The organism is Mesorhizobium sp. M0659 (genome assembly GCF_040320605.1).
Lineage (GTDB): Bacteria > Pseudomonadota > Alphaproteobacteria > Rhizobiales > Rhizobiaceae > Mesorhizobium.
The window spans coordinates 91,968-106,206 of the sequence record NZ_JAMYPY010000007.1; the positions used below are offsets into that span (position 1 = coordinate 91,968).

8 protein-coding genes are annotated in these 14,239 nt (G+C 62.0%); 6 read left to right on the forward strand and 2 right to left on the reverse strand.

The features are described from left to right. Positions 1 to 88 precede the first annotated feature (88 nt). From rpoB to NKI31_RS13610, 3 genes are all read left to right on the forward strand, one after another. Positions 89 to 4,225 (forward strand): DNA-directed RNA polymerase subunit beta, encoded by a 4,137-nt coding sequence (gene rpoB / locus NKI31_RS13600; RefSeq protein WP_023686024.1) that lies wholly within the window; start codon positions 89 to 91, stop codon positions 4,223 to 4,225. 147 nt (positions 4,226 to 4,372) lie between these two features. Continuing rightward, entirely contained in the window at positions 4,373 to 8,569 is a 4,197-nt protein-coding gene (rpoC, locus tag NKI31_RS13605) for a DNA-directed RNA polymerase subunit beta' (protein ID WP_023667434.1), read from the forward strand. A 79-nt stretch (positions 8,570 to 8,648) separates the two neighbouring features. After that, a complete protein-coding gene (locus NKI31_RS13610) occupies positions 8,649 to 9,314 on the forward strand; it encodes an O-methyltransferase (RefSeq protein ID WP_023713031.1) in 666 nt (221 codons plus the stop codon). A gap of 46 nt (positions 9,315 to 9,360) precedes the next feature. On the opposite strand, the gene NKI31_RS13615 is transcribed toward NKI31_RS13610, so the two are convergent. Further along, a complete protein-coding gene (locus tag NKI31_RS13615) occupies positions 9,361 to 10,296 on the reverse strand; it encodes a Gfo/Idh/MocA family protein (protein WP_023829546.1) in 936 nt (311 codons plus the stop codon). Positions 10,297 to 10,410: 114 nt separating this feature from the next. Next, positions 10,411 to 10,692 carry a transcriptional regulator gene (locus NKI31_RS13620; RefSeq protein ID WP_023829547.1) on the reverse strand — a complete coding sequence of 94 codons (282 nt, stop codon included), beginning with the start codon at positions 10,690 to 10,692 and terminating at the stop codon, positions 10,411 to 10,413. Between the two features lie 494 nt (positions 10,693 to 11,186). On the opposite strand from NKI31_RS13620, the gene rpsL reads away from it, so the two are divergent. From rpsL to fusA, 3 genes are all read left to right on the forward strand, one after another. Then, positions 11,187 to 11,558 (forward strand): 30S ribosomal protein S12, encoded by a 372-nt coding sequence (gene rpsL / locus NKI31_RS13625; protein WP_006333356.1) that lies wholly within the window; start codon positions 11,187 to 11,189, stop codon positions 11,556 to 11,558. 76 nt (positions 11,559 to 11,634) lie between these two features. Continuing rightward, positions 11,635 to 12,105, forward strand: a complete 471-nt coding sequence (gene rpsG / locus NKI31_RS13630; protein ID WP_008875664.1) for a 30S ribosomal protein S7 — start codon at positions 11,635 to 11,637, stop codon at positions 12,103 to 12,105. 30 nt (positions 12,106 to 12,135) lie between these two features. Continuing rightward, positions 12,136 to 14,226, forward strand: a complete 2,091-nt coding sequence (gene fusA, locus NKI31_RS13635; RefSeq protein ID WP_023667430.1) for an elongation factor G — start codon at positions 12,136 to 12,138, stop codon at positions 14,224 to 14,226. Positions 14,227 to 14,239: the final 13 nt, after the last annotated feature.

A 14,239-nucleotide genomic window follows, 5' to 3' on the forward strand; every position in this document is an offset into this window, starting at 1 on the left:
AACAGATCAGGGGCCGCCGCCGAGGTGGCCGCGCATGCAAGGTGAGCCGCGGCGAGGCTCGCCCCGAGTTTATAGCTAAGGAGCGACGATGGCCCAGACCCAGACTTTCAATGGCCGCAGACGCGTACGCAAGTTCTTCGGAAAGATTCCGGAAGTTGCGGAGATGCCGAACCTGATCGAGGTTCAAAAAGCATCCTATGACCAGTTCCTGATGGTGGCGGAGCCCAAGGGTGGGCGTCCGGACGAGGGACTGCAGGCCGTTTTCAAGTCGGTTTTCCCGATCTCCGATTTCTCCGGCTCCTCGATGCTGGAGTTCGTGAAGTACGAGTTTGAAGGACCGAAATTCGACGTTGACGAATGCCGTCAGCGCGACCTGACCTATGCCGCGCCACTCAAGGTGACGCTGCGCCTCATCGTGTTCGATATCGACGAGGATACCGGCGCAAAGTCGATCAAGGACATCAAGGAGCAGGACGTCTATATGGGCGACATGCCGCTCATGACGCTCAACGGCACCTTCATCGTCAATGGCACGGAGCGCGTCATCGTCTCGCAGATGCACCGTTCGCCGGGCGTCTTCTTCGACCATGACAAGGGCAAGTCGCACTCCTCGGGCAAGCTTTTGTTTGCGGCGCGCGTCATTCCCTATCGCGGTTCGTGGCTCGACATCGAGTTCGATTCCAAGGACGTCGTGCACGCCCGCATCGACCGCCGCCGCAAGATTCCGGTGACGTCGCTCTTGATGGCGCTCGGCATGGACGGCGAAGAAATCCTGTCGACCTTCTACAACAAGATCACCTACAAGCGCGCCGGTGACCACTGGCGCATCCCGTTCAACGTCGAGCGTTTCCGCGGCCTGAAGGCCGTTGGCGACCTCGTCGATGCCGATACCGGCGAAGTTGTCGTCGAGGCCGGCAAGAAGATCACCGCCCGCCAGGCAAGAGCACTTGGCGAAAAGGGTCTGAAGGCGATCAAGGCGACCGACGAGGATCTGCTCGGCAATTACCTGGCCGAGGACATCGTCAACTACGGCACCGGAGAGATTTTCCTCGAAGCCGGCGACGAGATCGACGAAAAGACGCTGAAGGTGCTGCTCGGCACGGGCGAAAGCGAGATCAAGGTTCTCGACATCGACCACGTCAATGTCGGCGCCTACATCCGCAATACGCTCAACGTCGACAAGAACGAGAGCCGCCAGGACGCACTGTTCGACATCTACCGTGTCATGCGCCCGGGCGAGCCGCCGACGCTTGAAACCGCCGAAGCCATGTTCAACTCGCTGTTCTTCGACTCGGAGCGCTACGACCTGTCGGCCGTCGGCCGCGTCAAGATGAACATGCGCCTCGAGCTCAAGGCTGAGGATACCGTGCGCGTGCTGCGCAAGGATGACATCCTGGCCGTGGTCAAGACGCTGGTCGAACTGCGCGACGGCAAGGGCGAGATCGACGACATCGACAATCTCGGCAACCGCCGCGTGCGTTCCGTCGGCGAGCTGATGGAGAACCAATACCGCGTCGGCCTGCTGCGCATGGAGCGCGCGATCAAGGAACGTATGTCCTCGATCGAGATCGATACGGTGATGCCGCAGGACCTGATCAACGCCAAGCCGGCGGCTGCCGCCGTGCGCGAGTTCTTCGGTTCCTCGCAGCTGTCGCAGTTCATGGATCAGACCAACCCGCTGTCGGAGATCACCCACAAGCGCCGCCTGTCGGCACTTGGACCGGGCGGTCTGACCCGCGAGCGCGCCGGCTTCGAAGTGCGGGACGTGCACCCGACGCATTACGGCCGCATCTGCCCGATCGAGACGCCGGAAGGCCCGAACATCGGTCTGATCAACTCGCTGGCGACCTTCGCGCGCGTCAACAAGTACGGCTTCATCGAAAGCCCGTACCGCAAGATCGTCAACGGCAAGCTGACCAATGAGGTCGTCTATCTCTCCGCTATGGAAGAGTCCAAGCACCACGTCGCGCAGGCCAATGCCGAGCTCGACAAGAATGGTGGTTTCGTCGACGAATTCGTCATTTGCCGCAGCGCCGGCGAAGTGATGATGGCGCCGCGCGAAAACGTCGATCTGATGGACGTGTCGCCCAAGCAGATGGTGTCCGTGGCTGCGGCGCTGATCCCGTTCCTCGAGAACGACGACGCCAACCGCGCGCTGATGGGCTCCAACATGCAGCGTCAGGCCGTGCCGCTGGTGCGCGCCGAAGCGCCGTTCGTAGGCACCGGCATGGAGCCGATCGTTGCCCGTGACTCGGGCGCCGCCATCGGCGCCCGCCGCGGCGGCATCGTCGACCAGGTGGACGCGACGCGTATCGTCATCCGCGCCACGGAAGATCTCGATCCCGGCAAGTCGGGCGTCGACATCTACCGGCTGATGAAGTTCCAGCGTTCGAACCAGAACACCTGCATCAACCAGCGTCCGCTGGTGCGCATGGGCGACCGCGTCAACAAGGGCGACATCATCGCCGACGGTCCGTCGACCGAGCTCGGCGATCTGGCGCTCGGCCGCAACGTGCTGGTCGCGTTCATGCCGTGGAACGGCTACAACTACGAGGACTCGATCCTGCTCTCCGAGCGCATCGTGGCCGACGACGTCTTCACCTCGATCCACATCGAGGAATTCGAGGTCATGGCCCGCGACACCAAGCTTGGACCGGAGGAAATCACACGCGACATTCCGAACGTTTCGGAAGAAGCGCTGAAGAACCTCGACGAAGCCGGCATCGTCTATATCGGCGCGGAAGTGCAGCCGGGCGACATCCTGGTCGGCAAGATCACGCCGAAGGGCGAAAGCCCGATGACGCCGGAAGAAAAGCTCCTGCGCGCCATCTTCGGTGAAAAGGCGTCCGACGTTCGCGACACCTCGATGCGCATGCCTCCGGGCACCTTCGGCACCGTCGTCGAAGTGCGCGTGTTCAACCGCCACGGCGTCGAGAAGGACGAGCGCGCCATGGCGATCGAACGCGAGGAGATCGAACGCCTCGCCAAGGACCGCGACGACGAGCAGGCGATCCTCGACCGCAACGTCTATTCGCGCCTTTCCGACGTTCTCGTCGGCAAGGAAGCGATTGCCGGGCCGAAGGGCTTCAAGAAGGGCTCGAAGCTGTCGAAGGACACGCTTGACGAGTATCCACGTTCGCAGTGGTGGCAGTTTGCGGTGGAGAACGAAAAGCTCCAGAGCGAACTGGAAGCCCTGCGTGGCCAGTACGACGATTCCAAGAAGGCGCTCGAGCAGCGCTTCATGGACAAGGTCGAGAAGGTCCAGCGCGGCGACGAAATGCCTCCGGGCGTCATGAAGATGGTCAAGGTCTTCGTGGCCGTGAAGCGCAAGATGCAGCCGGGCGACAAGATGGCGGGACGTCACGGCAACAAGGGTGTCGTGTCGCGCATCGTTCCGGTCGAGGACATGCCTTTCCTCGAGGACGGCACGCATGCCGATATCGTGCTCAACCCGCTGGGTGTGCCGAGCCGCATGAATGTCGGCCAGATCCTGGAAACGCATCTGGGCTGGGCATGCGCGGGCATGGGCAAGAAGATCGGCGAGCTGATCGACGCGTACAAGACGGCTGGAGACATCAAGCCGTTGCGCAAGACGCTTGAGAGCTTCATCCCGGCCAACGACCGCAACGAGCCGGTCCGCGAATATGACGACGAGAGCATCGTTCGCCTCAGCGAGCAGATGCGCCGCGGCGTCTCCATCGCGACACCGGTGTTCGACGGCGCGCATGAAGTCGACATCAACATCATGCTGGAGCAGGCGGGCCTGCACACCAGCGGTCAGTCGCAGCTCTATGACGGACGCACCGGCGAGCCGTTCGATCGAAAGGTGACGATGGGCTATATCTATATGCTCAAGCTTCACCACCTGGTGGACGACAAGATCCACGCGCGTTCGATCGGTCCGTACTCGCTCGTTACCCAGCAGCCGCTGGGCGGCAAGGCGCAGTTCGGTGGCCAGCGCTTCGGCGAAATGGAGGTCTGGGCGCTGGAAGCCTATGGCGCCGCCTACACGCTGCAGGAAATGCTGACGGTGAAGTCGGACGATGTCGCCGGCCGCACCAAGGTCTACGAGGCGATCGTGCGCGGCGACGACACGTTCGAGGCCGGCATTCCCGAGAGCTTCAACGTGCTCGTCAAGGAAATGCGGTCTCTCGGCCTCAATGTCGAGCTGGAGAATACCAAGCTCGACGACAACCCTGTCCGGCTGCCAGATGCTGCCGAATAGGGGCGCGGCCGAGTAAGCAAGACATCCGGTCGCGGAACGCCGCGACCGGATGCAACAAATTCTACGGCCAGTGGGCCGACCACTCAGCGGGCATTTGGCCCGCGTTAGATGCAAGGGGTTTTCGAGGACCCCGAAAAGGAGAACGGCATGAACCAAGAGGTCATGAATCTCTTCAATCCGCAGGCGCCGGCGCAGGTGTTCGATTCCATCCGGATATCGCTCGCCAGCCCTGAGAAGATTCTGTCCTGGTCGTTCGGCGAGATCAAGAAGCCGGAGACCATCAACTACCGCACCTTCAAGCCGGAGCGTGACGGTCTGTTCTGCGCGCGCATTTTTGGCCCGATCAAGGACTATGAATGCCTGTGCGGCAAGTACAAGCGCATGAAGTACAAGGGCGTCATCTGCGAAAAGTGCGGCGTCGAAGTCACGCTGTCGCGCGTTCGCCGCGAACGCATGGGCCATATCGAGCTGGCGGCACCCGTCGCTCACATCTGGTTCCTGAAGTCGCTGCCGTCGCGCATCGGCACGCTGCTCGACATGACCCTGAAGGACATCGAGCGCGTCCTCTACTTCGAGAACTACATCGTCACCGAGCCTGGCCTCACCGCGCTGAAGGAGCACCAGCTGCTCAGCGAGGAAGAGTACATGATCGCCGTCGACGAGTATGGCGAGGATTCATTCACCGCCATGATCGGCGCCGAGGCCATTCATGACCTTCTGGCCGGCATGGACCTGGAGAAGATCGCCGGCGACCTGCGTTCGGAACTGGCTTCGACCACGTCCGAGCTGAAGCAGAAGAAGTATCTGAAGCGGCTCAAGGTCGTCGAGAACTTCATGGAGTCCGGCAACCGTCCGGAATGGATGATCATGAAGGTGGTTCCGGTGATCCCGCCGGACCTGCGCCCGCTGGTTCCTCTGGATGGCGGCCGTTTCGCGACCTCCGACCTGAACGATCTCTATCGCCGCGTCATCAACCGCAACAACCGCCTGAAGCGGCTGATCGAGCTGCGCGCCCCGGGCATCATCGTGCGCAATGAAAAGCGCATGCTGCAGGAAGCCGTCGATGCGCTGTTCGACAACGGCCGTCGCGGCCGCGTCATCACCGGCGCCAACAAGCGTCCGCTGAAGTCGCTGTCCGACATGTTGAAGGGCAAGCAGGGCCGGTTCCGCCAGAACCTGCTCGGCAAGCGCGTCGACTATTCGGGCCGTTCGGTCATCGTCACCGGTCCGGAGCTCAAGCTGCACCAATGCGGCCTGCCGAAGAAGATGGCGCTCGAACTGTTCAAGCCGTTCATCTACGCCCGCCTCGACGCCAAGGGGTTCTCCTCGACCGTCAAGCAGGCCAAGAAGCTGGTCGAGAAGGAGCGTCCGGAAGTCTGGGATATCCTCGACGAGGTCATCCGCGAGCATCCGGTGCTGTTGAACCGTGCGCCGACGCTGCACCGCCTTGGCATCCAGGCGTTCGAGCCGATCCTGATCGAAGGCAAGGCGATCCAGCTGCATCCGTTGGTCTGCACGGCCTTCAACGCCGACTTCGACGGCGACCAGATGGCCGTTCACGTGCCGCTCTCGTTGGAAGCGCAGCTTGAAGCCCGCGTGCTGATGATGTCGACCAACAACATCCTGCACCCGGCTTCCGGCGCGCCGATCATCGTGCCGTCGCAGGACATGGTTCTGGGTCTCTACTATCTCTCGATCGTCAATCAGAACGAGCCGGGCGAAGGCATGGTGTTTGCCGACATGGGCGAACTCCAGCACGCGCTTGAGACCAAGGCGGTGACGCTGCACTCCAAGATCAAGGGTCGTTTCCGCACGGTCGATGCCGAAGGCAAGGTCGTGTCGAAAATCTACGACACCACGCCTGGCCGCATGATCATCGGCGAGCTGCTGCCGAAGAACGTCAATGTGCCTTACGAGACGGCCAACCAGGAGATGACCAAGAAGAACATCTCCAAGATGATCGACACCGTCTACCGCCACTGCGGTCAGAAGGAGACGGTCATTTTCTGCGACCGCATCATGGCCCTCGGCTTCAGCCACGCCTGCCGCGCCGGCATTTCGTTCGGCAAGGACGACATGCTGATCCCGGACGCCAAGATCAAGCTGGTTTCCGACACCGAGGCTTTGGCCAAGGAATACGAGCAGCAGTACAATGACGGCCTGATCACGCAGGGCGAGAAGTACAACAAGGTCGTCGACGCCTGGGCGAAGTGCTCGGAAAAGGTCGCCGACGAGATGATGGCCCGCATCAAGGCCGTCGAGTTCGAGGACAGTGGCCGTCAAAAGCCGATGAACTCGATCTACATGATGTCGCATTCGGGTGCGCGTGGTTCGCCTACCCAGATGCGTCAGCTCGCCGGCATGCGCGGCCTGATGGCAAAGCCCTCGGGTGAAATCATCGAGACGCCGATCATCTCGAACTTCAAGGAAGGCCTGACCGTGCTCGAGTACTTCAACTCGACCCACGGCGCCCGCAAGGGTCTGGCCGACACCGCCTTGAAGACGGCGAACTCGGGCTACCTCACCCGTCGTCTGGTCGACGTGGCGCAGGACTGCATCGTCAACTCCGTGGATTGCGGCACCGACAAGGGCCTCACCATGCAGCCGATCGTCGATGCCGGTCAGGTCGTTGCTTCGGTCGGTCAGCGCGTGCTGGGCCGCACCTCGCTCGACGACATCACGCATCCGGTTTCGGGCGAAGTTCTGGTCAAGGCCGGAACGCTGATGGACGAACGTGACGTGGAAAAGATCGAAAAGGCCGGCGTGCAGTCGGTCCGCATTCGCTCGGCACTGACCTGCGAGGTCAGGATCGGCGTGTGCGCGGTCTGCTACGGACGCGATCTTGCCCGCGGCACCCCGGTCAACCAGGGCGAAGCCGTCGGCGTCATCGCGGCGCAGTCGATCGGCGAGCCGGGCACCCAGCTCACCATGCGTACCTTCCACATGGGCGGTACGGCGCAGGTGGTGGACAGCTCGTTCCTTGAAGCCTCGTATGAGGGCAAGGTCGAGATCCGCAACCGCAACGTGGTGCGCAACTCGGACGGCCAGCAGATGGTCATGGGCCGCAACATGGCGGTGCTGATCCTCGACGAAGCCGGCAAGGAGCGTGCCTCGCATCGCCTTACCTATGGTTCGCGCATCTTCGTGGACGATGGCGACAAGGTGAAGCGGGGCCAGCGTATCGCCGAATGGGATCCCTATACCCGCCCTGTCCTTACCGAAATCGAGGGCAAGGTGTCGTACGAGGATCTGGTCGACGGCATTTCCGTTCAGGAAACGGCCGACGAATCGACCGGCATCACCAAGCGCGAGGTCATCGACTGGCGCTCGACGCCACGCGGCAACGACCTCAAGCCGGCGATCGCGATCCTTGACCCCAAGGGCAAGGTCGGCAAGCTGTCGAAGGGCGGCGACGCCCGCTTCCTGCTCTCGGTCGAGGCCATTCTTTCGGTCGAGCCGGGTTCGCAGGTTCGTCCCGGCGACGTTTTGGCGCGTATCCCGATGGAAAGCGCCAAGACCAAGGATATCACCGGTGGTCTGCCGCGTGTTGCCGAACTGTTCGAGGCACGTCGTCCGAAGGATCACGCCATCATCGCAGAGATCGATGGCACGATCCGCTTCGGCCGCGACTACAAGAACAAGCGCCGCATCATCATCGAGCCGCATGACTCGACGCTTGAGCCGGTCGAATACCTGATCCCGAAGGGCAAGCCGTTCCATCTCCAGGACGGCGACGTCATCGAGAAGGGCGACTACATCCTCGACGGCAATCCGGCGCCGCACGACATCCTGGCGATCAAGGGCGTGGAAGCACTTGCTTCCTACCTCGTGAACGAAATCCAGGAAGTCTACCGTCTGCAGGGCGTGTCGATCAACGACAAGCATATCGAGGTGATCGTTCGCCAGATGCTGCAGAAGGTCGAGATCACGGTGCAGGGCGACTCGACCTACATTCCGGGCGACCACGTCGACGTGATCGAACTGGAAGAGGTCAACGAGCGCCTGGTCGAGGACGGCAAGAAGCCGGCCGAAGGCCAGCCAGTGCTGCTGGGCATAACCAAGGCCTCGCTGCAGACGCCGTCCTTCATCTCGGCCGCCTCCTTCCAGGAGACGACCAGGGTGCTGACCGAAGCTGCGGTTGCCGGCAAGACCGACATGCTGCAGGGCCTGAAGGAAAACGTCATCGTCGGCCGGCTGATCCCGGCCGGTACCGGCGGCACGATGAGCCAGATCCGGCGCATCGCCACCTCGCGCGACGAACTGATCATCGACGAGCGCCGCAAGGCCTCCGGTGTCGAGGTCGCCGAGCCGATGCTGACCGACATGGTCAACGCCGCGCAGTAAGCGCGGTAGGACGAGAAGAAGGAAGGGGGCCCCAGCGGCCCCTTTTCGCGTTTTGACCCCTAATCGAATCGAGGAAAACATGAGCAAGAAGGTTTGGACTGACGTCGACGACTACATCGTTTCCTCTCTCTTCGAAGCAGATCCCATCCTCGAAGCGGTGCTTGCGGCCAACCGCGACCAGGGCCTGCCGGCCATCGACGTATCGCCGGCGCAGGGCAAGCTGCTGTCGCTGCTGGTCCGCATCAGCGGCGCCAGGAAGGTGCTGGAGATCGGCACGCTTGGCGGCTACTCGACCATCTGGATGGCAAGGGGATTGCCCGTCGGCGGCAAGATCGTGACGCTCGAACTCGAGCCGCATCATGCAAAAGTCGCGCACTCGAATCTTGAGCGGGCAGGGGTGTCGGACAAGGTCGAACTCAGGATCGGCCCCGCGCTTCAGTCGCTTGAGACGCTGGCTGCCGAAAATGCCGGTCCGTTCGATCTGATCTTCATCGACGCGGACAAGCCGAACAACCCGAATTATCTGTCATGGGCCATGCGCCTGTCGCGGCCGGGGACGGTCATCATCTGCGACAATGTCATCCGCGACGGCACCGTGCTCAACGACGATGGCCGTGATGCCTATGTCGAAGGCGCACGCGGTGCGTTTTCCTTCATCGGCGGCGACAAGCGCCTGGACGGCACCGCCATCCAGACCGTCGGCGCCAAAGGCTATGACGGGTTTGCGATTGCGATCGTCGAGTAAGGCTGCATGGCGAGTGTCCAGACTGCGGTCCGGCAGAACTCATCGCTCAATCGAAGAACGCTTCCACCACATTGCGCTTGCCGAGCATGAAGGCGTCGGCCACGTGCTGCAGGGGTGCCAAATCGACATCGGAGACGCCGTCGCGTACGATTTCAGCGAAGCGCCGGTAAAGCTGGGGATATTCGGCCTCCGGCTCGTCGTGAACCACCTTGCCGTCGATGGCGAGCTTGGTGCCGCCTCCGGACAGCACCATCTTGCCCTTGTCGGTGTCGGCCAGGATGTCCCAGCTCTGTGGTCCTGTCTGCAGCCAGTCGAGTTCCATCGTGATCGGCAAACCGTCCGAGGTGCGGAAGTTGACGTGGGCCGCGACAGGTGAGGCGCGGTTTTCGGGAAAGTCGAGCACCGCCGAGGTGATGAACATCGCCGGCAGGATGTGGGTCACGATCGACAGCGCGTTGATGCCTGGATCGAAGACGCCGAATCCGCCCGGCGCCCAGATCCAGTCCTGGTTCGGGTGCCAGCGGCGGACGTCTTCTTTCCAGACGATTGCCGCCGAGCTGATTTTGGCTGATTTCAGAAAAGTCCGCGCGGCTTCCACCGCCGGCGCGTAGCGCGAATGCCAGCTGGCGAACAGGGTGACTCCATTGGCGTCCGCCAGCCGCTTCAGGTCCTCGACCTCGCTGACGGTGGCGCCCGGCGGCTTTTCCAGGAAGACATGCTTTTTTGCCATCAACGCGGTGCGAGCCGCGTCGTAGCGGAATTGCGGCGGCATGCAGAGCGACACGGCCTCGAGGTCTGGCACCCCGTCGAGCATTGCTTCGATGGTTGGGAAGTTGGGGATGTTTTCCACCTTGCCGTGCCGGCTGGCGGCGGCGATCAGGCGGTAATCTGCATCCTTGGCCACCGCCGGCAGATGCTGGTCGCGCACGATCTTGCCCACGCCGACGATGCCGAGCTTGATGGGGTCATTGTTCGAAGGCATGGGAACTCCGCGGGCAGGAACTTTGGTTCTTGGATTTTGTCAGGTTCTTAGCAGAGAACCGGTGCCGGGCAAGCCGGCGTGGTGACAGGTGCGAGCCGTCAGCGCACCTGCGACTCAGAGCGGAACTTCGAATGTCACGATCGACACTTCGCCTTCGAGCGCGCCCTGGAAGGCGGACAGATGCGGCTCATCGTCCGGTACGCCTTCCATATCGCCGATCTGGTCGAGCTCTGCCTCGGCATAGCCTTCGGCGGCGAGCGATTCGAGAGCGCGGCGCACGGCCGAATCGTCATCGGGTGCAACCAGCATCACATGCACGCCTTCGGGCTTGCCGCCCTTCTTTTTCCAGACGCGGCCGGTGATGATAGTCACCGGGCGCTCCTCATTGTCGTTCACGGGCTGATTCCTCTTGAGACTCGGGCGGGCGAGGGGTTTCGGGCTGTCCATGCCGCCTTTTGCCATGAAGCGCCGGTGCAGGACAGCCAAAAGCCGGTCACTTTCGTGCCTGACCGGTTACTTTCTTCCTTGCCATTGCAAAACGGCGAAAGAAAATTACATGCGGTTTTCGCATGGCTGCCACGCCCGGTTTGGCGCGCAATATTTGGCGTGCCGGGGTTGACGGTTCACGGTCTTGCGAGTAGAAGCCGCCCAGTCAGAACCGATGTGAGGCTCTCCCTTCCGAAGCGACACGCTTTGGAGTTTGCCTCAAACAGGGTTCGTTTTACGAGCGAAAAGACATTTCCGGCGCGCATGAAGCGGTTCCCGCTTCCTCTGCATTTTGTTCGGGCAGGACCGCGAGGCGCGGTTTATGGCCCGAATTTGCGTATGGAATTGGCGCTTTGAGCGGCCCTGACCGGGCGAGACACGGAATTGAGAGACAAGAGGGTTTAATGCCTACCGTCAACCAGCTGATCCGCAAGCCGCGCATTGCGCCGGTGAAGCGCAACAAGGTCCCGGCCATGCAGCAGAACCCGCAGAAGCGGGGCGTCTGCACGCGCGTCTATACAACGACGCCGAAGAAGCCGAACTCGGCACTGCGCAAGGTGGCCAAGATCCGCCTGACCAACGGCTTTGAAGTGATCGGCTACATCCCCGGCGAAGGCCACAACCTTCAGGAACACTCCGTGGTCATGATCCGCGGCGGCCGCGTCAAGGATCTTCCGGGCGTGCGCTACCACATCATCCGCGGCGTGCTCGACACGCAGGGCGTGAAGAACCGCAAGCAGCGCCGTTCGAAGTACGGCGCCAAGCGTCCGAAGTAAGGGGCGTCCGAAGTAAGATTTTCCGGCCCTGGCGCTGCTTGAATGCGTCGGGCTACGAGATTGAGAGACAAAAGCCATGTCGCGTCGTCACAGTGCAGAAAAGCGTGAGATCAATCCGGACCCGAAGTTCGGCGATCTGATCGTCACCAAGTTCATGAACGCCGTCATGTATGACGGCAAGAAGTCGGTTGCCGAGACCATCGTCTACGGTGCGCTCGACCAGGTTCAGTCGAAGACCAAGCAGGAGCCGGTCACCGTCTTCCATCAGGCGCTCGACAATGTCGCGCCGCATGTGGAAGTCCGGTCGCGCCGCGTCGGCGGCGCTACCTACCAGGTTCCGGTCGATGTGCGCCCCGAGCGCCGCCAGGCCCTGGCGATCCGCTGGCTGATTGCAGCTGCGCGCAACCGCAACGAGACCACCATGGTCGACCGCCTCTCCGGCGAGCTGATGGACGCGGCCAATAACCGCGGCACCGCCGTGAAGAAGCGTGAAGACACCCACAAGATGGCAGAAGCCAACCGCGCTTTCGCGCACTACCGCTGGTAAAGCGCGAACGAGACTGAGAAGGCATCCACGATGGCCCGCGAATACAAAATCGAAGACTACCGCAATTTCGGTATCATGGCGCATATTGACGCCGGCAAGACGACGACCACCGAGCGCGTCCTCTATTACACGGGCAAGTCGCACAAGATCGGCGAAGTCCACGACGGCGCTGCCACCATGGATTGGATGGAGCAGGAGCAGGAGCGCGGCATCACCATCACGTCCGCCGCCACCACGACCTTCTGGAAGGGTCGCAGCGGCAAGATGTACCGCTTCAACATCATCGACACCCCCGGGCACGTCGACTTCACCATCGAGGTCGAGCGTTCGCTGCGCGTGCTCGACGGCGCCATTGCGCTGCTCGATGCCAATGCCGGTGTCGAGCCGCAGACGGAAACCGTCTGGCGCCAGGCCGACAAGTATAAAGTTCCGCGGATGATCTTCTGCAACAAGATGGACAAGATCGGCGCCGACTTCTACCGCTCGGTCGAGATGATCGGCTCGCGTCTTGGTGCGCATGCCGTCGTCATGCAACTGCCGATCGGCGCTGAGACCGAGTTCAAGGGTGTCGTCGATCTCGTCGAGATGAACGCGCTGGTCTGGCGCGACGAGACGCTGGGCGCTGCCTGGGACGTCGTCGAGATCCCGGCCGACCTTCAGGCCCGGGCCGAAGAATACCGCGAGAAGATGATCGAAGCCGCCGTCGAAATGGACGAGACGGCCCTCGAGAATTACCTCGAAGGCAAGATGCCGTCGAATGACGAGATCCGCGCCCTGATCCGCAAGGGCACCATCGCGGTCAAGTTCTACCCGATGTTCTGTGGCTCGGCCTTCAAGAACAAGGGCGTGCAGCCGCTGCTCGACGCCGTCGTCGAATATCTGCCGTCGCCGGCCGATGTTCCCGCCATCAAGGGCGTCGACGCCAAGACCGACGCCGAGATCGAGCGTCATGCCGACGACAACGAGCCGCTGTCGATGCTGGCCTTCAAGATCATGAACGACCCGTTCGTCGGTTCGCTGACCTTTGCCCGCATCTATTCGGGCAAGCTGACCAAGGGCATCTCGGTCGATAACACCGTCAAGGGCAAGAAAGAGCGCATCGGCCGCATGCTGCAGATGCATGCGAATTCGCGCGCCGACGTCGAAGAAGCCTTTGCCGGCGACATCGTCGCTCTGGCTGGCCTCAAGGACACGACCACCGGCGACACGCTCAGCGATCCGCTGCACCCGGTCATCCTCGAGCGCATGGAATTCCCCGATCCGGTCATCCAGATCGCCATCGAGCCGAAGACCAAGAACGACCAGGAAAAGATGGGCCTCGCCCTTCACCGCCTGGCCGCCGAGGATCCGTCCTTCCGCGTCAAGACCGACGAGGAAAGCGGCCAGACCATCATTTCGGGCATGGGCGAGCTTCACCTCGACATCATCGTCGACCGCATGCGCCGCGAGTTCAAGGTCGAGGCCAATGTCGGCGCGCCGCAGGTGGCTTACCGCGAGACGATCACCCGCAGGCACGAGCAGGACTACACCCACAAGAAGCAGACCGGCGGTACCGGTCAGTTCGCCCGCGTCAAGATCGTGTTCGAACCGAACCCGGAAAGCTCGGAGTTCGAGTTCGAGACCAAGATTGTCGGCGGTGCGGTTCCCAAGGAATACATCCCGGGTGTCGAAAAGGGCATCAACAGCGTCATGTCGTCGGGTCCGTTCGCGGGCTTCCCGATGATCGGCGTCAAGGCGACGCTTATCGACGGCGCTTACCACGATGTGGACTCCAGCGTTCTGGCCTTCGAAATCGCCGGCCGCGCCTGCTTCCGTGAAGCCGCACCCAAGCTTGGCGTGCAGCTGCTCGAGCCGATCATGAAGGTCGAAGTCGTGACGCCGGAAGACTATGTCGGCAGCGTCATCGGCGACCTGAACGGCCGTCGCGGCCAAATCCAGGGCCAGGAAGCGCGTGGCGTGGCTGTCGTCATCAACGCGATGGTGCCGCTGGCCAACATGTTCAAGTACGTCGACAACCTGCGCTCGATGAGCCAGGGCCGCGCGGCCTACACGATGCAGTTCGATCACTATGAGCCTGTGCCGACCGCGGTCGCCCAGGAAGTCCAGAAGAAATACGCGTAACCTGAACGGGTTG